This is a genomic window from Hymenobacter translucens (genome assembly GCF_020685205.1).
In the GTDB taxonomy this organism is placed as follows: Bacteria; Bacteroidota; Bacteroidia; order Cytophagales; family Hymenobacteraceae; genus Hymenobacter; species Hymenobacter translucens.
Genome location: NZ_JAJERB010000002.1, coordinates 21,960 through 45,940, shown reverse-complemented (window position 1 = coordinate 45,940; position 23,981 = coordinate 21,960). Strand labels below are relative to the sequence as shown.

Genomic DNA, 23,981 nt, shown 5'->3' with positions numbered 1-23,981 from the left:
CTCGTTTGGGCTGCTCAGGCTTGATTTCGAAACGTTGGTTGTTCCACCCGACCCCAAACGTTTGCAGGCCCGGCAGGCGTATCCGGTTGGGTTAGTGGGCCAAGTGCTCATCTAAATTTCCCTCTTCCGTGTCTTTCGAATTAGCAACCGAAACGTATATGCCGGCCCTGGCTGAGGTTGGGCATTCTGCCGACTGGCAACAGGCCGTGCATGCCGGACCCTCTCCGGCAACGCTGGCCAACTACTCCAACCTGATTCTGCCCGGCGACTTTCCTGATCCGACCATTACCAAGATCGGGGATACCTACTGGGCCAGCGCCACGTCGGCCGAGTGGGGCGCCGTGTTTCCCCTGCTCAAGTCCACCAACCTGACCGACTGGGAACTGGTAGGCCACGTGTTTCCGGACCATTTGCCCGAGTGGGCGGCCGGCAACTTCTGGGCCCCGGAAATCAGCCACGAAAACGGCAAGACCTACATCTGCTACACCGCCCGCCGCAAAGGCGGCCCGCTGTGCGTAGCCGTGGCCAGCGCCGACGACCCCGCCGGCCCCTACACCGACCACGGCCCCCTCATCGGACAGCGCCTGGGCTCCATCGACGGATTTCCGGTGCGCGACGAGAAAGGCAAGCTGTACATGGTGTGGAAGGAAGACGGCAACGCCAAGGACAAGCCGACGCCCATCTGGGCCCAGCGCATGAATGAGGAGCGCACGGCCCTGCTGGGCAAGCGCGTGGAGCTGTTCCGCAACGACGTGCCCTGGGAAGGCTGTCTGGTGGAAGGCTCGGCCATCGTGCGCCACAACGACTACTTCTACATGTTCTATGCCGGCAACGGCTGCTGCGGCCGGTGCTGCACCTACGCCACCGGCGTAGCCCGCTCCCGGACGTTGCTGGGACCCTGGGAGAAGTGCGACCAGAACCCCGTGCTGAAGAAAAACACCACCTGGAAGTGCCCCGGGCACGGAACCGTGGTGGTCCACGACGACCGGTGGTTTCTGCTTCACCACGCCTACCATACCGACAGCCACGAGTTTGTGGGCCGGCAGGGCATGTTCAGCGAGTTTACCTGGAACGCGGAGGGCTGGCCGGAGTTTGTCGGGGGCAGCCCCCAGGCCGTACCCCACGCCGACGTCAGCCAGCTCAACATTACCGATGAGTTTGAAGGCACCCACCTGGCGCCTACCTGGCAGTGGCCCATCGGGGTGCGGCCCCGGGCCGAGGTGGGCAGCGGCGCGCTGCAGCTTTCCGCCAGCCCTACCACGCTCGGCTCCATCGTGGCCCAGCGCACCTATGTGGCAACCTGCAAAGCCGTAGCAACGGTGGACACCACAACGCTGGCTTCCGGCACCTTCGCCGGCCTGTCGGCCGTAGGCGACCCGAAGAATGCCCTGGCTTTGCTGGCGGGGGATGGCAAGCTGCAGGTGTGGCACGTCAAGGACGGCGTCTCGCAGCTGCTCAGCGAGTCGGAGCTGGCACCCTGCGCGGCGCTGACCATGCGCCTGCAGGCCTGGGGCGGTACCCGCTTCCGCTTCACTTACAGCATCGACGGAACCGCCTGGGTGCCGGTGCAGCTGGATAGCTTCGCGGTGAACGGCACCTACCTGCCGCCCTGGGACCGGGGCGTGCGGATCGGGCTGCTGGCGAAAGGCCCTGAGTCGGGCAGTGCCACCTTCCGCCACTTCTCCCTGCGCAACTACCGGTAGTTTTTAGGTCTTCGTCTGTTTAAATAAAAAAGGCCCGCAACAGCTGTTGCGGGCCTTTTCTGTAACCTGACGTCAGTAGGGCAGTAGCACCCTAAGCCCCTAAGCCCCTAAGCCCCTAAGCCCCTAAGCCCCTAAGCCCCTAAGCCCCTAAGCCCCTAAGCCCTACCGGCACTCCTCTTTGGTGAGCCGCTCGTTGATGTTGATGCCCGCTTTGGCACCTTCCGCCGCGGCCAGCATGGCCTGCTGCAGCCCGGCGGTGGTGTCACCTGCCGCATACAGCCCAAATACCGAGGTCTGCTGCTTTTTGTCGGTCCAGACGGCGTGCTTGGCGGTGATGCGGCAGCCGACGGTTTCGGCCAGGGTGGTGCGCTGGTGCTGGTGCGGGTGCACAAACAGCGCGTGGCGGGGCAGGGGCTCGGCATCGGTGAAAACCACCTGCTTGAGCTGCCGGCTGCGGCTGCCTTCGAGCCGCACAATAGCTTCTTCGCGCACGCCAATGCCCTGGGCGGCCAGGCGCTGCCGGTTTTTATCGGTGAGGCCGCCCGGACCGTCGGTGCAGACCACCACGTCCTTCGACCAGCGACTCACCAGCAGGGCCAGCCCGGTCACGCCCTTGCCCCGGCCATAGACGGCCAGCGGCTGCTCGCGCACTTCCCAGCCGTGGCAGTAGGGGCAGTGCAGCACACCCCGGCCCCATAGCTCCCGCATACCGTCGATGGGCGGCAGCTCGTCGGCCACGCCGGTAGCCAGCAGCACCTTGCGGGCCGTAGCCCGGAAGGGCCGGGTGGCATCGGTTTCAGCCGTCACCTCAAAGCCGTTTTCCTGAACGGAAAGCTCAATCACACGGGATTCCCGGATTTCGACCGTGGTGTAGGGCTCCAGGTCCCGGCGGGCCAGGCGCAGCAGCTCGGCCGGCCGGGTGCCGTCCCGGGTCATGAAGCCCTGTACGGCGGGCGAGGGCGCATTGCGGGGGGAACCGCCGTCGCACACCAGCACGCTGCGGGCGCAGCGGCCCAGCACGAGGGCCGCACTCAGCCCGGCCGAGCCGGCCCCAATAATAATTACATCGTAGTCGGTCAGCGGCTGATCGGCCGGACGAAAGCGGGGAAGGGAAGTCGACATGAAAAAGCAGATAAACAGGCTGCTTCTATACCGCCAAAGCCGGGGCGTGGTTGGTAGTGTTAAGCTTTCACTCCCAGCGTCAGGGCGCCGGCCACGGGGGCAAACCACCGGCAGGGTCTCCGTAATAGCTTAAAAAATCTTTTTCAGCCCTTGGCGGGCAGGTTTTTGCTAACGCTCCGGGTCTTGCCGCGTCGGGCCGGGGAATGATAAAAAAAGCCTCGTCTGCGGACGAGGCTTTTCAGAAATCAGAAACCGCGAAACCTGTTAATAAGCCTGGTGCCGGGCGCTGCCGTTCACGAGCTGGCGCAGCTGGTTGTTGAAGTCAGTCTGCTGAATCAGCTCTTCGAGGCTCAGGTGCAGGCGGTACTTCCAGAAGTGCTGCGGGTTGGAGGGCATGTTGATCTGCTCGTCCTGGGCGTGCGGACGGCGCAGGTCCTGGCTCATGGCCAGCAGGTCCTGAAGCGGAAAGATGGCCCACATGGCCGGGGAGTGCAGGTGTTGCTCGGTTATCTGGCGGGCTACCCAGGGCTCACAGCTTGCCGGCGCCGACTGCCCCACGTGGCCCAGGGTGTGCTCGTAGAACCGCTGGGTGCGGGCCCGGTCTTCTTCCCACCAGCCGCGCACGGTGCTCATGTCGTGGCTGCCGGGGCTTACTACCGACAGGTAGGGCGCCGCGCCCGGGTGGCCGAACTCCACGGTCGGGTCGGAGGGCATGCGCTGGATGTGCAGACCCAGAATGCCCAGGGCACGCATCACGCCCGGCACCGACTCCGGCACCATGCCCAGGTCTTCGCCACAGATCAGCATGTTAGTGGCAAAGCGCACAGCCGGCAGCTTCACCAGGCCCTGGTTGCGCCAGAAGTCTTCGTGGCGGCGGTAAAAGAAGTCGACGTACAGTTCGTGCAGCCGGCGGCGGGTTTCGTCGTCCAGCTCCCGGAACGAGTAGGTTTTGTCGAGTGTGATGCGCGGGTGGTAATGGTCGTGGTCGGCGGGCACGAACAGCACCTCGTTAACCAGCTTGTACAGGCCCGTCCGCACCCAGGTCAGGTAATCGGTAAGGCCGGGCTCAGCGGCCAGCTTCCGGTCGAATGCCGCCTCAATCTGGCGCTGGGTACGGTAGCCTTCGCGCAGGTGAACCGTGCCGTGGCCGGAGTCCTCCATGAACTCGTCGAACACGGCCTGCGCTTCGCCCTGAAAGATGTCCTGAAGCATGTGCCAGCGGATGTAGGGCTCGCACAGGCGGCCGTAGTCAAACCAGCCAATGCGCTGCTCGATTTCCGTCCGGGAAAAGGGCAGGGCGGGGGCAAAGTGACCCAGCAGGCCTTCCACGGAATGGTCGGGAATTTCCCAGATCCGGAAAAAGCCCAGGATGTGGTCGATGCGCAGGGCGTCGAAGTAGCGGGCCAGGTGGCTCAGGCGGCGGCGCCACCAGCGGTAATCGTCCTCCGCCATCCGCTCCCAGTTATAGGTCGGAAAGCGCCAGTTCTGGCCGGTGGTCGAGAAGTCGTCCGGCGGGGCGCCGGCCTGCCGGTCCATGTGGTAGAGCTCGGGCTCAATCCAGGCATCCACGGAATGGCGGTAGATGCCGATGGGCAGGTCACCCTTCACCACCACGCCCCGGTTGCGGGCGTAGTCCACGGCCTCGCGCAGCTGCTTGTCGAGGTGGAACTGGGTGAAGAAGTGCAGGCCAAACTCGTCGAAGCCCGGGCCGGCCGGGTCGGTGAGCTGGTCGAGGTGCTGGGGCGTGCGGAACTCCGCGGGCCACTGCGAGAAGTCGGCCGTGCCGAACCGGTCGCGGAGGGCGGAGAAGGCCGCGTAGGGCACCAGCCACTCCTGCTGCTCATGAAAGAACTGCTGGTAGGCGGCGTCGGCCAACAGACTGGCTTTCTCCTGTTGGTACAGCTCCCGGATAAACGCCCACTTGGCGTTCATCACCGGCTCGTAGTCCACGTACTCCCGGCCGTTGAGGTCTTCGCGCAGCTCGTTGAGGGCCTGCTGCCGGGCGGGCTCCCGGAGCGGGGCAATGGCGTCGAGGTTCAGATACAGCGGGTGCAGGGCAAACACCGAAATGGCCGCGTAGGGGTAGGAGTCGACCCAGGTGTGGGTGGCGGTGGTATCGTTGATGGGCAGGATCTGCACCATCTTCAGCCCGGTGGCCGCGGCCCAGTCGACCAGCAGCTTCAGGTCGGGAAACTCGCCCACGCCGAGGCTGCGCTGGCTGCGCAGCGAAAACACCGGCAGCGCCACGCCGGTCCCGCGCCAGTTGCCGGTGGTGTAGCGGAACATCTCATCGGCCCGCACCCGCAGCGTGCGGCGCTCCACCGACGGGCTGATAACGCGGTCGTCGCCCCCCTCGAGCTGCACGACTTTCTTTTCCTGCGGGTCCCAGATGGCGTACTTGTACTGCACCGGCCGCTCGGGGTTTTCGAGGGCCACGTCGGCCTGCCAGGTCGGGTAGCTGGCGTCACTCAGCAGCAGGGCCTTACGGGCGTCCCAGGCGCCCAGGGCGGGGTCGGAGCCCAGCACGCACACCTGGTGGCGCGGGTCCACGCGGGGCGCCACCAGCTGGAGGCGCACGACGGAGTCGGCCAGGCGGGAAGCTCCGGCTTTTTTGCCGGCGGCCGCGGCACCCGATGCGGGGCGGGCCAGCAGGGCTTTGGTAAAGGCGGCGGTGTGCAGTTCGTTTTCCGGCTGGGCCGCGGGGCGCCAGTAGTCTTCGCAGACAATGCGCGTGAACTGCCCTTCCCCGGCGGGTACGAGGCGGTTCTCACCCCACTCCCAGTGCCGGCCCCCGTCGCGGTCGTCAATCAGCACGTACTTATAGGTAACCGGCCCGGCGTGGTCGTCGGGCAGGCTGATTTCCTGGGTCCACAGGCCGGCGTCGGGCTGGTAGTTCAGGCTGAGGGCCCGGTCGAGGTTCCACTGCCCCAACGAGGGAGTAGAGCCGCACACCACCAGGCGCTGGCCCCAGGCAGTGCGGAATGGGAGGGTAAAGCGTACGATCATGAAGCGAGGGAGGGAAGGGGGCGAAAGATAACGACCCGGGCCGGGTTGTCGATAATTTGTTGCGTAGAAAATTAATGTTTCTGCTGCCGGTTTCTCCCCAGGGCCGGACCGGGGTCGGGCAAGGAAAGCTGGCTACCCGGACCGGCAAATACGGATCTGCCAACCCGGTGGGCTTTTTTTCGTTGATGCGGACAGGTTTTCCATCCTGTCACCTTTCCAATCCGCTTTTCCGTTGCCTACTTTTCTACGCCGCACCCTATACGCTATTCTGGGTTTGCTGGCCCTGGTGCTGCTGCTGATCATCGTGGTGGTGGTGGCTTTGCAGTTTCCGGCTACCCAGGATTTTGCGGCCCGCAAGGCCAGCAGCTACCTCGAAGGCAAGCTGGGCACGACGGTCCGCATCGGGAAGTTCCGGACCGACTTCCGGCATGCTATTTCCCTGGATAAGGTCTACTTCGAGGATCAGCAGAAAGACACCCTGCTGGCCGTGGGTCACCTGGGCGTAAACCTGGATTTGTGGGCCCTGACCAAGTCAGAAATCAACCTCAGCTCCCTGGAGCTCAACGACGGTACGCTGCACCTGACGCGCTCCATGCCCGACAGCGTCACGAACTACGACTACATCCTGGCCGCCTTTGCCAGCGGCGACACGACCACGACTACCCCGGCCGACACCACCGGGGGCTTTACGTACAACGTCGGCGACGTACGCCTGACCAACATCTTCCTCACCTATAAGGACGAGGTGGACGGCAACGACGTGCGCACCCGGGTGGGCGAGCTGGCCGTGGCCATGGACGAGGTGAACGTGGACAAGTCCATCTATAAGGTAAACACCGCCACGCTGCGCAACACCGGCATCAAGGTGGTGCAAAGCAAGGTGCCGCCGGAAACGCCGAGCGAGCCGCTGACGCTGACCTTCGGGCTGAACAAGGCCGTGCTCGACAACGTGGACCTCACGTACCGCAACAGCGTGGCGGCCCAGTACATCAACACCCACGTGGGGCAGGCCGAGGCCACGGCCGACAACATTGACCTGATTAACTCCCGCATCGATCTGAACACGCTCACGTTGCGCAACAGCACCCTGGCTTACACCCAGAACGAGAACGTGCCGGTGGAGCAACGGGCCATCAACCCCGCCGAAGCCGTGCGCGACCTGAACGAGTCGGTGGAAAAAGCCACGGGCGAATCGACCAGCTGGGTGGTGACGCTCAAGCAGTCGGACCTGCGGGGCGTGGACGTGGCCTTCGACAACTTTGACGAGCCGAAGCTGAAGGGCCGCGGGATGGACTACAACCACCTCAAGTTCAGTGGTCTGGCTTTGAACACCCAGAACCTGGCGTACACCGAGAACCGCACCACCGTCCGCATCAACCAGCTGGCCGGGCGGGAGCAGAGCGGCTTCCGCATCGACAGCACCCGCGCCGACGTGGTGTTCGACTCGGTGCAGGCCCGGCTCGATAACCTCGACCTGATTACGCCCCACACCCGCATCCGCCAGACCATTGCCATCGGCTACAAAAACCTCGATGCCCTGGCCGACGAAAAGCAGCTGCCCAACCTGCGCGTCGAGGCCGATCTGCGCAACACCCGCGTAGGCTTCCGCGACATCCTGTACTTGGCGCCCGACCTGGCCGGCACGCCCCCGTTCAACACCGGGGCCAACCAGTCGGTGCTGGTGAGTGGGCGGGTGAACGGCCGCGTAGGCGACCTGCGGGTACAGAACCTCGACTTCGTGGGCTTCCGCAACACCGTGGTCCAGGCCAGCGGCCGGATCGTGGGTTTGCCCAACGTGGATGAGCGTCTGTACACCGATCTGGTTATCAAGCGTTTCAGTACCAGTGAGGCCGACCTGAAAAGCCTGCTGCCCAAGGGCACGATTCCGGCCGAGTATGAGCTGCCGGACCGGATGAGCGTGGCCGGTACCCTGCGCGGCCGGCCCATCGCCCAGGTTTTCGACGCCAATCTGCGGGCCACTACGTCGTTTGGCAACGTGGCGGCCGTCGTGGACATGCGGCCCGGGCCGAAAGGACAGGAGCCCATCAACGCCACCTTCAGCACCCAGAACTTTAATGTGGGCAAGATTCTGCGCGACCCGACCATCGGCACCATCACGGCCAGCGGACGGCTGAATGCCCGGGGCCTCGATCCGGCTCAGATGCGCGGCAAGCTGGTGGCCAACGTGCAAAGCGCCCGGTACAACGGCTACACCTACCGGGGCGTGGTCGCCAACGTCGACATCGACCGGCAGCGCTACGTCATCGACGCCAAAAGCCGGCAGGACCCGAACCTGAACCTCGACCTGCTGGCGACCGTGAACCTGCGCGACGCCAACAACCCCAGCTATACCGTGGAACGCCTGAACCTGCGCGGGGCCAACCTCACTGCCCTGGGCTTTTACACCGGCGGCAACCTCAGCGTGCAGGGCGACCTTACGGCCAACCTCAGCGGCTCCGACGCCAACTCCCTGAACGGCACGTTCTCGGGCCGCCGCATCGTGATTATCAGCGACGGCAAGCCCATTGCCATCGACTCGCTTCAGGGCCGCATCGTGCAGCGCCCGGGCCGGACGGAAGTGGCGCTGACCTCAAACGTGCTGAACGCCAACCTCAACGGCAATGTGCCGCTCGGCGATATTGCCGGGGAGCTGCAGCGTCACATCGACCGGTACTTCGATCTGCCCGACGTGCAGTACCGGCCCACCGCGGCCGACCGGCGCTTCACGTTCGACGCCCGGGTGCTGAACGCCAAGATCCTGCCCCAGTTCGTGCCGGGTCTGACGCGCATCTCGCCCTTCGCCCTGACCGGCAGCTACGACAGCCGGGCCGCCAACCTCACGGTGAACTCCCAGGTACCGGTTATCGTGTACCAGGGCTACCGCCTCGACTCCACCCGCCTAAGCGTCGGCTCGGACCCGCAGAAGCTCGACTACGCCGTGAAGATGCGCCAGGCCAGCCAGGATACGTCGCTGCGCCTCCCGAACCCCAGCCTGGTGGGCAGCATCGCCAACAACCGCATCGGCACCAACCTGCGGATTGCCGAGTCGGACAGCGCCCAGAAGCTGAATGTGGCCGGCGTGCTGCAGGTCATCAACCAAGGCGACGCCTACGCCTTCAGCTTCGACCCCAACCTGGTGCTCAACAACCAGAAGTGGGCGGTGGCGCCCAACAACGAGGTGCGCTACACGATGGCTACCGGGGCTATCCGGGCCAACAACGTGCGGCTTAGCCAGGGCAGTCAGTTTATTGAGCTGCAAACCCTGGCCGGGGCCGAGTACCCGCTCCAGGCCCGCCTCGGCAACCTCGACCTCAACCAGCTGGCCGTGGCCGGCGGCATGCAGGACTCTTTGGTGGGTGGCACGCTGAACGGGCAGGCCGTGGTGAAAAGCATTGGCCAGCCCCGGATGGCATTTACCTCCGACCTGGCTCTGACCAGCTTTGCCTACAACAAGACGGTGCTCGGCGACCTGACGCTGAAAGCCAGCAACCCCGTGGCTGACCGCTACGACGTGGACGGGCGCCTGACCAGCAAGGAAGGCAACGACGTAACGGCTACCGGCTACTACCTCGCGGCCGGGTCGCTGAACATGGACGTGAACGTAAACCGGCTGTTCCTGAAAACAGCCGAGCCCTTCTCCATGGGGCAGCTGGCTGAAAGCACCGGGGCCCTCACCGGCCGTCTGGCCGTGACCGGTACCACTACCGCGCCCCAGGTCCGGGGGCAGCTGACCACCCAGGACATGGGCTTTACCCTGACCCAGCTCGGGGCCCCTTACCGCCTGCCGGCCGAAACGATGGTGTTTGACGAGCAGGGCATCAAACTCGACGACTTCACCATCCTCGACTCGCTCGGCAACAAAGCCGAGGTAAACGGCTACGTCTACACCAAAAACTTCATTGACGACTACCGCTTCGACCTGAACGCGGTGACCGACGACTTCCTGGCCGTGCAAAGCACCCGCCGCGAAAACCCGCTGTTCTACGGCCGCCTCGTGGTGGACTCCGATACGCGCATCACCGGCGACCTGAACCTGCCCCGAATCCGGACCGACGTAACGGCCGTGGGCAACTCCGACCTGACCCTGGTGGTACCCAACGACGACCCGGTAGTGGTGGAGCGGGAGGGAATCGTGCAGTTCGTGGACTTCAGCAACCCTACCGATACCCTGCTGGCCCGGCAGCAGCGGGAACAGGCCCGCGACACGATGCTGGTAGCCGCTGCGGGCTACGACATCCGGGCGACTATCCACGTAACCGACAAAACACCCTTTACGCTGGTAGTGGATGATGCCTCCGGCGACAACCTGAAGGTGCGGGCCAACGGTACGCTCAACACGCAGATTGACGCCACCGGCAACATCAGCATGACCGGCCGCCTGGGCGTGACGCAGGGCAAGTACCAGATGTCGCTCTACGACCTGGCTTCCCGGGAATTCGACATTGCCGAGGGCAGCTTCATCGTCTGGAACGGTACGCCCCTGGATGCCACGGCCAACGTAAGCGCCATCTACCGGGTGAAGACGGCCCCGGCCCCGCTGCTGGCCGGGCAGGGCGAAGACGACCCCATCATCAATACGGTGGCCCGTAACCGCGTGCCCTTCGACATCTACCTGAACGTAAACGGCGACCTGCTCAAGCCGGTGGTGAGCTTCGACATCAAGCTGCCCGAGGGCGAAGGCACGGACGTGGCTGGCCCCGTGAATGCCCGCCTGGCTCAGCTGCGCCAGCCCAACGAAGTCACCGAGCTCAACAAGCAGGTGTTTGCCGTGCTGGTGCTGGGCCGCTTTATCGGCGACAACCCCCTGCGCTCCACCGACGGGGGCGGCACCTTCGTGGGCAACCAGCTGCGGGGCAGCGCCTCGGAAGTGCTGACCGACCAGCTCAACAGCCTGACCGGCGAGTACCTCGGGGGCCTGGGCCTGGAGCTGGGCGTGGACTCGCGAACTGAAATTGCCAAGAGCGGGGAAGAGCAGAACCGCACCGACCTGAACGTGGCCGTGCGCCGCCAGCTGCTCAACGACCGGTTATCCGTCCGGATCGGTACCGATGTACCCATCGGCGGGGGCGGCAACCAGACGGCGGGCAGCGCCACCACCAGCGCCTTTGCCGGCAACGTGAGCGTGGAGTACAGCATCCTGCCCGATGGCCGCCTTCGCCTGCGGGCCTTCAGCCAGAATGCCTACGACGACATCGACGGCGGCTCCATTGTGCGCAATGGCGGGGCCCTGATCTTCCAGCGCGACTACCGTGACCTGAAGGAGCTGTTCTCGGCCATACCCAAAGACATCAAGGAAGAGCGGAAAGTAAACCGCCGCCGCGACCGGGAAGAAAAGAAAGCCGAGCGCGACACCATTCCCGACAACGCTAACAACTAATGCGCATGCCCTCTTTGTACCGGTCTTTGTGTGCTCTGCAACTTCCCCGTCGGCTTCGGGCCCTGGCTTTGCCGGCGGCGCTCGTGGCGCTGGGCAGCTGCAGCGGCCTGCGCTTTATCCCGGAAAACGAGAAGCTTTTCACCGGCAGCACCGTCAAGCTGAAATCTGACCACCCGATTCCGCGGGAGGCAGAAATTACCGCGGAGCTGGAATCCGTCATCCGGCCCAAGCCCAACGCCTCCATCCTGGGGCTGCGCCCCAAGCTGTACTTCTGGCATCTGGGCCAGGGCAAGACCAAGGGCCTCAAGAAAAGCTTGGCCGACAAGTACGGCGAGGCACCCGTGCTGCTCAGCCAGGTCGACACCCAAAAGGTGAAGGGGCTGATGACCAACCGGCTGTACAACAACGGCTACTTCGCCGGCCCTACCGTGCGCAGCAAGGTCACCGTGAAAGGCCGCACCGCCACCGTCGACTACACCGCCACGGTGCAGAAGCCCTATACCATCAAGGAAATCCACTTCCCGGAGCGCGACACCCTGATTGACCGGCAGATCCGGGCTTCCCAGAGCGAGTCGCTGCTGAAGGTGGGCGACGCGTACAACCTGAACACACTGATCAACGAGCGGGTGCGCATCGACAATGTCCTCAAGCAGCAGGGCTACTACTACTTCAACCCTGACTTCCTTTTGTTTCAGGTCGACAGCACCCTGGACAACCAGGTCAACATCTTCCTGCGGGTAAAGGCCAAGATTCCGGCCCGGGCCGCCAAGCCGTACCGCCTCGGCCGCGTGACCCTGAACACCCAGTACTCGCTCAGCGACACGACCACGAGCCAGAAGCCGATCATGTACAACGGCTACCGCTACGTGCCTGATGAGAAGGTGTTCAAGGCCAAGGCCATTACCAACGCCGTGTTCCTGTACCCCGACAGCCTGTACCGCCGGCGGCGGCAGGAGCAGACCCTGAGCCGCCTGATGAGCCTGGGTACGTTTAAGTTTGTCGACATCCAGTTCCGCAACTCCCGCCAGCCCGACTCGCTGGGCCATGGCAACCTGAACGCGGTGGTGCGGATGACCCAGCTTAAGAAGAAAAGCCTGCGGGCCGAGATTCAGTACGTCACCAAGTCCAACAACTTCACCGGGCCGGGCCTCACGGCGCAGTTCCGCAACCGCAGCGCCCTGCGCGGGGCCGAGCAGTTGCTCGTGAACCTGACGGCTACCTTCGAAACGCGCACCAAGACCACCGCCGACACCGACCAGGGCCCGGCCCTGGGGCTGACCTCGTACGAGCTGGGAGCCAATGCCCAGCTGCTGGTGCCCCGTCTGATTACGCCGCCCCTGCCGTTTCTGGACGTGCGCCTGCCCAACTCCGACTTCCAGCCCCGCACCACCTTCGGGGCCGGCTACCGCTATGTGCTTCGCCAGGACTTCTTCCAGCAGGACTTCTTCAACCTGAACTACGGCTACACCTGGAAAACCAAGATTACCAACGAGCAGGAGCTGCGGCCGGTGGACATTCAGTACGTGCGGCTGGCCGATACCTCCCGCACCTTTTCGAAGCTGCTGGAGGAGCGGCCGTTTCTGAAAAACTCGTTTCGTCAGCAGTTCGTGCTGGCTAGTTCCTACCGCTATACCTACAACCAGCAGATGCTGGAGCGCCGCCAGAACCAGATCTACCTGAGCGGCAGCATCGAGGGCTCCGGCAACCTGGCTTCCCTGCTGATGCGTACCACGGGCATGGCCCGGGGCGAAAACGGCTACGAGCTGTTCGGCCAGGAGTACTCGCAGTACACCAAGGTTGACCTGGAGTACCGCAACTACTACCGGATTTCCTCAAATCCGGCCAGCGGCAACAAGATTGCGACCCGCCTGCTGATCGGGGTGGGCATGCCCTACGGCAACTCCAACGTGCTGCCCTACTTCAAGCAGTACGGCATCGGCGGACCCAACAGCGTACGGGCCTTTGCCGCCCGCGACATTGGCCCCGGCAGCTACACCCCATCCACTGCCGCGCGGGCCCGCACCAGCTTCTACGACCAGGTGGGCGACATGCGCCTGGAGGCTAACGCCGAGTACCGCCAGGACCTGTTTCCCTACGTGAAGGGCGCCGTGTTCGTGGATGCCGGCAACATCTGGCTCATAAACGAAGACCCGTCGCGGCCCGGCGGCCGGTTTGCCGCCAACTCCTTCCTCAAGCAGCTGGCCGTGGGCACCGGCGCCGGCATCCGCATCGACGTCGAGTTCTTCGTTATCCGCTTCGACTACGCCGTACCCGTAATGGTGCCCTACGATGGTTCGTTTAACCGCGCTGGCCGCCTCAACATCGCCATCGGCTATCCTTTCTAAGTGGAAAGTGCTTTCCCCTGCTGGGCCAACCGTCGTTCCGACCGGGCTGATAAGCCGCACGGGTAACTAAACCGGAATCCAATGTAAGCTGAGAAGCGCCGCAAACCGCCGGGTTGCCTCATTACACACTGCTGATAAAAAAAGCCCCGGCAGATCCTGCCGGGGCTTTTGCGTTTTTCTCTGGAGCCCTACTCCACCGCCAGGCGCACGGTGCGGGCACCGCTGCGCACCAGGTACACGCCCGCCGGTAGCGCGGCGGGCAGCACCAGCCGGGCCGTGCCGTCCGCGCCGGCCGTGGCCCGCAGCACTGGCCGGCCTACTGCGTCGAGCACCTGCACCGGAGCTCCGGGCTCCGCGCCGCTGAGCGTGGTGCTGCGGGCTGCCGGGTTAGGGGCCAGCGTCAGGCTGCCGGCGGCCTGCCCGCTGAAGGGCACGGCGCGCACCAGCGAGTAGCTGAACGTGCCGTCCGTGTCGACCTGCCGCAGGCGGTAGTAGGCCGTGTGAGCGGCGTCGGAATCAGTGAGCTGGTAGCTTTGCGCCTGGCTTGTGGTGCCCAGCCCTTTTACCTGCCCGATGCGCCGGAACGTGCGCCCATCCACCGACTTCTCGACGTCGAAGTGGGCGTTGTCTTTTTCCTGGGCCGTCGACCAGCGTAGCTGCACGGCGGTGCCGCGCCGCTCAGCCCGGAAGTCGGTCAGGGTCACCGGGAGCGGCGTCGAGCCCGCGCCCACGGCAAAAGGTGAAAAGCTGCTCACGTTGGCGGCCGTCACGGTATAGGGGCTGAATACCTGCACCGTCGGCAGCTCTTCCCAGCGCGTGCCGTTATGATGGTACACATTCGCCCAGTTGGGCCGGAAGCCGGCATTCTCATCGGCGCTGGTCCACTGGAAGGTTAGCCTGGCCTGGAGCGTGCCGGGCGTGGCAGGGGTAATGTCCCAGGTGCGGTTCACGAATTCGCTGACGCGGGAATAGGGGGCGCCGCTGCTGCCGTTTTCCAGCACGCCGCTGAATACGCGCACCCGCACTTCGGCGCCGGTGCTGCCGGTGTTTTCAACGGTCAGCGGGGTGTAGCTGGCAGCCGTGCCCACCGGATACAGGCGGATGGCCCCGGTAGCAGCAGGCGCTACCAGATAGCCGCCGCTGCCGGGAGCATCTTTCGTAACGAGGTACTGGCTGGCACTGGCGCCCACTACCGTGGCGTTAGGGCCCAGGGTCAGGTTCTGGTCGCCCAGCAGCAGGTGGCCCGCCGAGAAAGTAAGCGTATTGGTCACGCTGACGGGAGCCAGCAGGCTGACGCTGGCCGGGTTGCTGATGGTCAGGTTCTCCACGGTCAGGCCGGTGCCCCCAATCGTCTGGGTGGCGCCACCCGACAGCTCCAGCGTTCCGCTACCGCTGATGGTGCCCTCACTGACGAGGTTGCCGGTCAGCAGCAGGGTGCCTCCGGAGGCCAGGGTTATCGTCGCGCCGGACTCAATGGTCAGGTTGCGGGCCAGCAGGGTAGTGCCCGCCAGGGTGGGCGCGAACATGCTACCGGCGGGGATGCGCACGTCGGTGGTGGCCGAAGGCAGCAGCCCGCCTTCCCAGTTGCCGCAGTCGGCAGGGTCGGCGGTGCGGTTGCCGGTCCAGATAGCGACGGTGTTCGTAGCCCGGGGGGCGGCCAGGGTGTTGACGGTAGCCGGAGCGGTGTAGGTGGCCTTCACAAAGCACCGCTGCCCGGCGTAGGTAGCAGCCGTATTGCGCACTTTCAGCGTCAGCCAGCCCGCCGTTAAAACCGTGGGTGTGTAAGTGCCCGTCAGGCTGCCGGCTCCGCTCACCACCGCCAGGCGGGCACCGGTGCGGTCGTATAGGCCCAGCGTAGCGGAGTTAGTACCCACGGTCGGGAACAGCTCGTAGGTGACCGGCTGGCCAGCCTGGACATAAATCTTACCGACGATGCGCTGGTTGGTGGAGAAGTCGGGCAGGCGGCCGCCCTGCCCCAGGCTCTGGCAGTGGGAGTCGCCCAGGTCGTCGGCCATTTCCCATTCCTGGGTGGTGGTACGGGCGGCCAGGCTGAAGTTGGAGTTGATGCCCACGGGAGCCCACACGGCGTAGCCGCGGCGGCCGAGCAGGGCGGTGCCGTCGCAGGGCGGCACGCTGATCTGAACCCAGCCGTTGCTGTCCACCTGACGCTCGGCCGTGCCGTTGGCGCCGGAGTAGTCCTTAAGCCGGGTGCCGGGCGCAAAGCCGGTTTGCACCCACTGATTCTGCCAGGTGTTCCAGTTGTCGTTCACGGCGATGAGCGCCTTGCCCACGCGGTCGATGACGAAGAGGTCGTTGGCCCGCCACCGCTCCTGGTAGGCGCCGTCCATAAAGCGCAGGTTCTGCCGGCACCAGAGCAGGTTTTCCAGGTCGGAGCGCACGGGCAGGTCGGTAGAAGAGGTCGGTACGTGGGAGTAGCGCTTGCCGGTAGTGCCGATGTCGAACAAATCTTCAAAGAAGATCTGGGGGGAGCCGTCGACGGCCAGGGCCACCGCGTAGCAAAGGCTCAGGCGCGGGTCGCGCGGGTCGATGTGCTTGCCGAGCTGGTCACCCAGGTTCCAGCCGTTGTCGTCGCCCAGGGAATTCAGGTAGTCCCCATTACCGGTCAGCTTGGGCCGGAACGTGTCGTGGTTGTTCACGAAGGGCACGGTGCGCAGGCGGTTGGTTTGCTGCTCGTCGAAGAGGCTGCCCAGGTTGTAGCTGCCCCCGGCCGATACCACGCCGCGGAAGCCGTCGGTCTGAAAGCCGCGCAGACCGAAGTCAAAGGTGCCCACGCGGTTCTGCACGCCCACGTTGGCGTCGGGGTCGTTGCAGAACCGGTCCAGCTCGGCTTTGCCGCCCACGTATTCGCCCACGGCAAACATGTTCCAGCCGCCGCTGGCCCAGCCCGCATTGTTTTGCAGGTTGCCGACAAAGTCCTCGGTGGCCCAGGCCGGAAAGTGCTTCACGGCGTCGATGCGTACCCCGTCGAAGCCTTCCTGCTTTTTGTACCAGATCAGCCAGTCGCGCATGCCGTTGCGCATGTGGTTGCTGCTTTGAGGCGGGTTAAAGCCGCTCACGTTGGAGCTCTGGCCAATGGCTCCGCTGTAAAAGCATACGTCAGGCCCGAACATCTGCTCGCACCAGTTGCCGCCATTGCAGTTGTGGTCGGGGTTAGGGTGGAAGTTCTGCCAGTTCTTGGGCCAGCGGCCCGACCGGCTGAAGTAGTCTACGCTGTCTTGAGTAGTAGCCGGCGTGGCGTACGACACGTAGCGGAAGTTCTTGAACTTGTCGTCCCAGGCGGTACGGTCCCGGCCACCCGAACCGTTGTTGGAGCCGGCCCCGATAACGTGGTTGGGCACGATATCCTGAATTACGTCGATGCCGTTGGCGTGGAGTACGGCCACCATGCGCAGCAGCTCGTCCTTGGTACCGAGGCGGGTACCTGTCGCATTGTCGCGCTGGAACTTGTCGCCCAGGTCGTAGTGGTCGAAGGGCGCGTAGCCGTTGTTGCGGGAGTTGTTTTTGATGGTAGGCGGCACCCATACCGCCTCGATGCCCATTTGCTTGAGCCGGGGTGCGAGGTCAGCCACGTAGTTAGCCCAGCCCTGGGGGTAGTTATTGTTCCAGTAATCCCACCAAAAGGCCTGGAGCACGACCTTCCGGGGCGGGGTAGCCTGGGCGCGTACCTGCAGGGCGTTCAGCCCCAGCAGCAAGGTCAGCAGCAGGGCAGCCCCGAGGTTCCGGTAAATCGGTAAACGAAGGTAAACGTGTCTCATACGGCAAATTAATTGCGCAATTAAAACACAAATAAAAATGTTGTTTACCAAATTTCGGCTACCAACCCGAAAAATTGTTTGGCGGATATGTTTTTCCGGTAAAAGGACCACATAGTATTTGTAATAAGCTGGAACACCGATGTTTGTTCCGCGCTACCCCGGGCAGGCACAGCAGAGCTGGACTGTGACTCGTACTGCGGTCAGGATTTAACAAAGCAAAGGTCGCGGCGCGGCCGCTCCGCACCAACTGCCCTGTGCCGGCAAGCTGCTGCCGAAGGCGTATCATGCTCGGGCCGCGCCCTCTCGCTACGCCCGGCGTTGATGGTAGCTCAGCAGCTCTTCGGGTTGGTAGGCGGCGTCCGGCGCCTCTCCAGGGTGGAGCGCACCCGGTAGCGCCAGCACCTGCCCGGGCGCCAGGAAACCGTGCTGCGTTACGTAGGCGTCGTAGCCGGCCTGATCGAGGAAGTGGGGAATGCGGTTTTCGGGCAGCCAGTCGCTGATAAGGGAGGTGAAGTCAAGACCCTCTTCGCGCCAGACGGTTCCCCGGGCCGGGTCGAGCAGGAGGATAGGGGCGTCGGTGCCTTCCTCGGTGGGGTTTTCGGCCAGCAGCAGCAGGCCGTGGGCGTTGTAGCCGATGAGTATCCGCTCCACGCCTGGCGCCAGCTTGGCGGCCCATGCCTCCAGGAAAAGCTGCACGGGTGGCAGCCCGGCGCCAAACAGATACAGAAACCGGTTTCGGTACCAGCCCGAGCCCACTTCGTCGTACATCATCCGCCACAAGCTCTTGTCAAACTTATCAGCAAAGAAGTCGGCGGGCGGAGTGGCCGGGGCGGGGTGGCCAAGCTGAAGCACAAAGGGCGGGGTTTCGGAATCGGGAGCGTCGGACATGGGTAAAAGTAGTTGTCAGTTGCTAGTTGTCCGTTGTTAGGATCGTTCTGACAACGGACAACGAATTAGCGTCAGTTGTCAGGTGCTAGTTGCCCATTGTTAGGATCGTTCTGACAACGGACAACTAACAACCGGCAACTAGCACCTGACAACGAGTTACGCTGGTACGGACACCTGGTCGGTTGCGGCGGTCGGACTGCCCACCGGCTGCTTTACCGGCGCCACCGTCACGATGACGAACTTGGAGGTGGGCGTGTTGCTTTTGTAGGCCACCGAGCCGATGGGTACCAGCACGTTGCCCTCGGGGAAGTACACCGCGCAGTTGCCCTTCGGAATGTCGTAGGGAATGGCAATAAACTTTTCGGCGTGGCGCTGCTGCCCTTCGAAGTGGCTGGTGATGTCAACCAGGTCCTTTTCCCCAATGCCCCGCTCCAGCATATCGGCCGGGTTCAGGAAGATGACGCGCCGCTCGCCGTGGATGCCCCGGTACCGGTCGTTGTAGTCATACACGGTGGTATTGAACTGGTCGTGGCTGCGGATGGTCATGAGCACCAGCTGCCCGGGCTCCAGCACGTGCTTTTCGTAGGGCGTGCTCGTGAAGTTGGCTTTGCCGTTGTCGGTGGTGAAGTTTCGCTCCCGGGGGCCGTTAGGCAGGTAGAACCCGCCCGGTTCCCGCACTTTCCGGTTGAAGTCCTCGAACCCCGGAATGGTGCGAGCCACGTAGTCCCGGATCAGGTCATAGTTCTCGGTGCAGCCCACCCAGTCCACCGTGGTTTTGTCGCCCAGCGTGGCCAGGGCAACGCCGCTCACGATGGCGACTTCGCTCAGCATCTCCCCGCTGATGGGCTCCAGCACACCCTTGCTCATGCTGACCACGCCCATCGAGTTCTCACAGGTCGTAAACTGCTCGCCTGATTTCTGCCGGTCTACGTCGGTGCGGGCACGGCAGGGAAGGAGCAGGGCCACTTCCCCGTTCACGAGGTGGCTGCGGTTGAGCTTGGTGGTTACGTGCACCGACAGGCGGAGCCGGCGCATGCCTTCGGCCACGAACTCGGTGTCGGAGCAGGCCGCGAGCAGGTTGCCGCCCATGGCCATAAACACCCTCACCCGGCCGTCGTGCAGGGCTTTGACGGCTTCCACCGTGTCGAGCCCGTGCTCCCGCGGGGGCTCGAAGGTGAACTCTTTCGCCAGCGCGTCGAGGAAGGTGTCGGTAGGCCGCTCCCAGATGCCCATGGTCCGGTCACCCTGCACGTTGGAGTGGCCGCGCACCGGGCACAGGCCCGCGCCGGGAATACCGACCGCGCCCTTCAGGAAGTGCAGGTTTACAATCTCCTGAATCGTATACACGCCGTTTTTCTGCTGCGTCAGACCCATGGCCCAGCAGGTAATGACTTTTTTGTGTCGGGCAATCAGGCTGGCCGCTTCCTCAAGCTGGGCCCGGGTAATGCCGCTGGCTTCCTCGATGTCGGCCCAGCTGGTATTGTTCAACGTTTCGACCAGCTCGGGGTAGCCGGTGGTATAGTTGCGGATAAACTCCTGGTCGAGCACCAGGCCCGGGTTGAGCGCCTCGGCCTCCAGCAGGCATTTCATCAGCCCGCGCAGCACGAGCTGGTCGCTGTTGATGCGCACCTGCAGGTAGATGTCGGTGATGGGCGTGCCGTCGCCGAGCAAAGCCCCCAGGGCCCGGAGCGGGTTCATGAAGTCCTGGGGGTTCTTGAAGTTCAACAGGCCGGCTTCCAGCAGCGGATTGATACTGATAATCTGGGCCCCGTTGCGCTTGGCCTGCTGCAGCGCCGACAGCATCCGCGGGTGGTTGGTGCCCGGGTTCTGCCCGATGATGAGGATGACTTCGGCCTCGTGGATGTCGTTGAGCGTGACCGAGCCTTTGCCCAGGCCGGTGGTGTTGGCCAGGGCCGCCCCGCTGCTTTCGTGGCACATGTTGGAACAGTCGGGCAGGTTATTGGTGCCGAACTGCCGCACGAACAGCTGATACAGGTAGGCCGGCTCGTTGGGCACCTTGCCGGAGGTGTAGAAGATGGCCTCGTGGGGCGACGACAGCGCGTTCAGCTCCCGCCCTACCAGCTCAAATGCCTCGGTCCAGGAGATGGGCGTGTAGTGGGTGGCCCCGGGCCGCAACACCATCGGGTGGGTGATGCGCCCCGCATTGTTCAGGTCCCGGTCCGTCATGTGCGACAAATCCACCAGGCTGTGCTTGGCGAAGAACTCTGGTCCCACCGGGTCTGACTGCGCGTCGGAAGCCGTAGCCTTGGCTCCATTCTCACAGAACTCGGCTACGGAGCGGTGCTCGTCGGGGTCGGGCCAGGCGCAGGACGAGCAGTCGAACCCATCCTTCTGGTTGAGCTTGAGCAGGGCATGGGTGCCGCGCACCGGGCCGTCGTAGCCAAATGCAAAGGCCCCCGACTTCAGCACGGCGGTGAGGCCGGCCGCTACGGTGGCGGGCTTACGCAGGCGCAGGCCGGTGAATTCTTCGGGCGGCTGGGCCAGGATGGGGTGCTGGTGCTTGGCACCGCGGGTATCAGGAGCTTCCATAGGGCGCGGGTCGGCGTCGGCTTTGTCGGAGTTGGCCCAGGGGTCGAGCGTGGGCGCCTCGCCCTGGTCGGGCCGCTCCCCGCTGCGGGGAGCGTGGGCTTCGGCGCCCTGCTGCTCGGTTTTGCCAGCCTTGCTGGGGTCTTCGGCGGGAGATTTTTCCATAACACGGAATCAGAGTAATAGTTGGGAAAGCCGCTAGTGGCGGCAGTCCAGGTCTTTTTCAACGAGAATGCGCAGGAACTGGCCGGAAGCCAGCGGCAGCGTGGCCACGAGGCCGTTCTGGTCGGTGGACGTCCAGCTCTGCGCCAGGCTGGCGGGTACTGTGACGGTCAGCGCCCCGGCTTCGTAGATTACCTGAAACTCCTCCTGTTCGGCGCGCTCCAGGGCGTACACCAGCTGGTCGGTAGGCAGGGGCCCCAGCGGTACGGTGCAGGCCACCCGGCCCTGGTCGGCAAACTGCTGCACCTCGGCCTCGGACAGCCGCAGCCGCAGGGAGTTGTCTTCAATGCGAAGCTTCATAAGGAGAAGTTAGGAGCTGGGAGCTGCTGCGCAGGAGGCAGGAGTTGATGGAGGAGACTCTGAGGACAGTAATTCATATAGGCGGTCATTCCGAGCGAAGTCGAGGAATCTCTACCGCTTCGTTGAGTTAGTAACCCCAAACGGAGCGGTAGAGATGCTTTGACTTCGCTCGGAATGACGTTCGAGAACTAAATAACTCTCTGTTACTGTATGCCCGGCCTGACGCAAGTTGTACGCAGCAACGGAAGATAGGACCTGGCCGGAAATACCGATTTGCCCGCTCTCATAAAATGTAGGTGATAAGAAAGGGGAGGTCTTCATTTACATCGTCTCCTAACTTCTTGCTCCATCAACTCCCGATTCCCGTCACAATTCTCGCCTCCCCGCAGTACACGTTGAACCGGCCCTGGCGCACGAAGCCGAGCAGGGTCATGCCGAAGTCGCGGGCGGCCTGTACGGCCAGGGAGCTGGGGGCGCCCACCGCCGCCAGTACCGGAATGCCTGCCACTGCGGCCTTCTGCACCAGCTCAAACGAGGCTCGTCCGCTTACCAGCAGCACCGTGTTGTGCAGGGGCAGCTGCCCGGCCAGCAGCGCCGCGCCGATTACCTTGTCCAGGGCGTTGTGCCGGCCCACGTCCTCGCGCAGCAGCAGCAGCTCCCCCTCCGGTGAGAACAGCGCCGCCGCGTGCAGGCCCCCGGTTTGCTCGAACAGCGCCTGGGCGGCCCGCTGCCGCTCCGGCAGCTGGTGAATGACGGCCGCCGGCACGGTGGGGCCGTCAGGAGGCAGCACCGGGCAGGAAGCAGCCCGGACGGCGTCGATGCTGGTTTTGCCGCACACCCCGCAGCTGCTGCTGGTGTAGAAGTGCCGCTCCAGCCGGGGCAGGTCGGTGGCGACGTGGGCAGCCAGCTCGGCCCGGACTACGTTTTCGCGCTCCTCGGGCTTTTCCACGTCGGGGCAGTACAACACGCCGGTCAGGTCGGCCTGATGCTGAACGATGCCCTCGGTGAGCAGGAAGCCGGCCGTCAGCTCAAAGTCGTGGCCCGGGGTGCGCATCGTAATGGCCAGGGTGCGGTGTTGGCGCTCCGCCGTCGGCCCAAATCCCAGCCGGATTTCCAGGGGCTCCTCCGCCGCTACTATGTCCGACGCAGTCGTCAGGGTCTCGCCCGATACCTTGCGTACGGTGGCGTACTCGTAGCTGGAAGCGGGCAGGAAAACGGGGGGCGCGGGCACGGCAAAAACGTCAGAAGTGAAAACAGGAACCCGGGAACGGGCTCTGCTAAAACGTTTGACCCCGCCCGGGGTTTGTGTAATCTTGCAGCCCGCCCTGCGCCGACTTTCCCTTTGCCTTACCCGTTGTTCGTGCCCCTTACTGCCCCTCTGCCCAAGCGCCGCTTCACCTTCGACCGCAACGAGCTGGCCGGAGCCTTCGGCGACCTGGGCACCGACCTACCCCTGCTGATCGGCATCATTGCCGCTTCGGGCGTCGACAGTGCCGGGGTACTGGTTATGTTTGGGCTGATGCAGGTGTTTTCGGGGCTGTGGTATGGGTTGCCGATGCCGGTGCAGCCGCTCAAGGCCTTTGCCGCCCTGGTTATTGCCCAAAAGCTGCCCGGCAATGTGATTTTCGGGGGCGGCCTGGCCATCGGCGTCGCGATGCTGGTACTGTCGGTGCTGGGGCTGATTGACTTGCTGGCCCGGCTGGTGCCCAAGCCGGTGGTCCGCGGCATTCAGTTTGGGCTGGCCCTGCAGCTAACGTCCCTGGCGCTCAAGGAATACGTGCCCGCCGACGGGCTGAACGGCTACCTGCTGGCCGCCGCGGCGTTTGGGATTACGGTAGTGCTGCTCGGCAACCGGCGCTGGCCCGCAGCCCTGCTGGTGGTAGCGTTGGGTGTGAGCTACGCCCTGATCTTCAAGCTGCAGCTGGCTACCGCCACGGCGGCCGTAGGGCTGCACCTGCCGGGCTGGCACGTGCCTGCCCGCGCCGACATTCTCACCGGGGCCCTGCTGCTGGCCCTGCCTCAGATTCCCCTGTCGCTCGGCAACTCCATCCTGGCCACCCGCCAGGCCCTTACTGACTACTTTCCTGAGCGCGACATCCGGGTGCGGCAGATCAGCTTCACCTATGCCCTGATGAACCTGGTGAACCCGTTTTTTGGCGGTGTACCCGTCTGCCACGGCTCGGGCGGACTGGTCGGACACTACGCCTTCGGGGCCCGGTCCGGCACGTCGGTGCTGCTGTACGGCGGCCTTTTCCTGACGCTGGGCCTGTTTTTCAGCCAGGGCTTTGCGCAGGTCGTGCAGATCTTCCCGCTGCCCATTCTGGGGGTGCTGCTGTTGTTTGAGGCCCTTACGCTAGCCACACTTATACGCGACCTGACCACTTCCCGCATCGACCTCACTGTGGCTTTGCTGGTCGGACTGCTATGCTGGGGCCTGCCCTACGGATACCTGGTGGGGCTGGGCGTGGGCACTATTCTCTATTATGCCATGCAGCGGGGCTGGGTTGGGCTGGGGAAGTAAGTGCTTATTAATTTTTTGGGCAAGGCGTTAGTGGCCTCTGAATTTTCAGTCAGATGGAAGTTTCGGCGGACCCACGCGTTCGGACACCGTCCGTTATTAATCCTATAAAAAGATAGGAATTTCATGATGAATTTTGGAATATTCACCCCTATTCTAGCGAATTTCTAATATGCC

Annotated in this window: 11 protein-coding genes; 4 read left to right on the top strand and 7 right to left on the bottom strand. The window is 64.0% G+C overall.

Features of this window, described 5'->3' with window-relative positions; genetic code table 11:
- Positions 1–128: 128 nt before the first annotated feature.
- The gene (locus LJY25_RS03885) at positions 129–1,703 is read left to right on the top strand and encodes a family 43 glycosylhydrolase (protein WP_227606925.1); all 1,575 of its coding nucleotides are present in this window, start codon (positions 129–131) and stop codon (positions 1,701–1,703) included.
- A gap of 162 nt (positions 1,704–1,865) precedes the next feature.
- On the opposite strand, the gene LJY25_RS03880 is transcribed toward LJY25_RS03885, so the two are convergent.
- Together LJY25_RS03880 and LJY25_RS03875 are read right to left on the bottom strand one after the other, a co-directional pair.
- Positions 1,866–2,825, bottom strand: coding sequence for an NAD(P)/FAD-dependent oxidoreductase (locus tag LJY25_RS03880; protein ID WP_227606924.1), 960 nt, complete (start codon positions 2,823–2,825; stop codon positions 1,866–1,868).
- A gap of 264 nt (positions 2,826–3,089) precedes the next feature.
- Positions 3,090–5,831, bottom strand: coding sequence for a 4-alpha-glucanotransferase (locus LJY25_RS03875; RefSeq protein ID WP_227606923.1), 2,742 nt, complete (start codon positions 5,829–5,831; stop codon positions 3,090–3,092).
- 232 nt (positions 5,832–6,063) lie between these two features.
- On the opposite strand from LJY25_RS03875, the gene LJY25_RS03870 reads away from it, so the two are divergent.
- The gene (locus LJY25_RS03870; RefSeq protein WP_227606922.1) at positions 6,064–11,208 is read left to right on the top strand and encodes a translocation/assembly module TamB domain-containing protein; all 5,145 of its coding nucleotides are present in this window, start codon (positions 6,064–6,066) and stop codon (positions 11,206–11,208) included.
- Positions 11,209–11,213: 5 nt separating this feature from the next.
- Positions 11,214–13,553, top strand: a complete 2,340-nt coding sequence (gene tamL, locus LJY25_RS03865; protein WP_227606921.1) for a translocation and assembly module lipoprotein TamL — start codon at positions 11,214–11,216, stop codon at positions 13,551–13,553.
- Between the two features lie 188 nt (positions 13,554–13,741).
- On the opposite strand, the gene LJY25_RS03860 is transcribed toward tamL, so the two are convergent.
- The 5 genes from LJY25_RS03860 to fdhD form a co-directional block, all read right to left on the bottom strand.
- Entirely contained in the window at positions 13,742–17,329 is a 3,588-nt protein-coding gene (locus tag LJY25_RS03860) for an alpha-amylase domain-containing protein (protein WP_227606920.1), read from the bottom strand.
- Positions 17,330–17,635: 306 nt separating this feature from the next.
- Positions 17,636–18,217, bottom strand: coding sequence for a hypothetical protein (locus LJY25_RS03855; RefSeq protein WP_227606919.1), 582 nt, complete (start codon positions 18,215–18,217; stop codon positions 17,636–17,638).
- Between the two features lie 156 nt (positions 18,218–18,373).
- Positions 18,374–20,929, bottom strand: coding sequence for an FdhF/YdeP family oxidoreductase (locus tag LJY25_RS03850; protein WP_227606918.1), 2,556 nt, complete (start codon positions 20,927–20,929; stop codon positions 18,374–18,376).
- Between the two features lie 33 nt (positions 20,930–20,962).
- On the bottom strand, positions 20,963–21,286 hold the full coding sequence (locus LJY25_RS03845; protein WP_227606917.1) for a DUF7009 family protein: 324 nt from the start codon (positions 21,284–21,286) through the stop codon (positions 20,963–20,965).
- 349 nt (positions 21,287–21,635) lie between these two features.
- Positions 21,636–22,517: a formate dehydrogenase accessory sulfurtransferase FdhD gene (fdhD, locus tag LJY25_RS03840; protein ID WP_227606916.1), complete on the bottom strand. Its 882-nt coding sequence runs from the start codon at positions 22,515–22,517 to the stop codon at positions 21,636–21,638.
- A 129-nt stretch (positions 22,518–22,646) separates the two neighbouring features.
- Between fdhD and LJY25_RS03835 the strand changes: the two genes are divergently transcribed.
- Positions 22,647–23,807, top strand: coding sequence for a putative sulfate/molybdate transporter (locus tag LJY25_RS03835; protein WP_227606915.1), 1,161 nt, complete (start codon positions 22,647–22,649; stop codon positions 23,805–23,807).
- Positions 23,808–23,981: the final 174 nt, after the last annotated feature.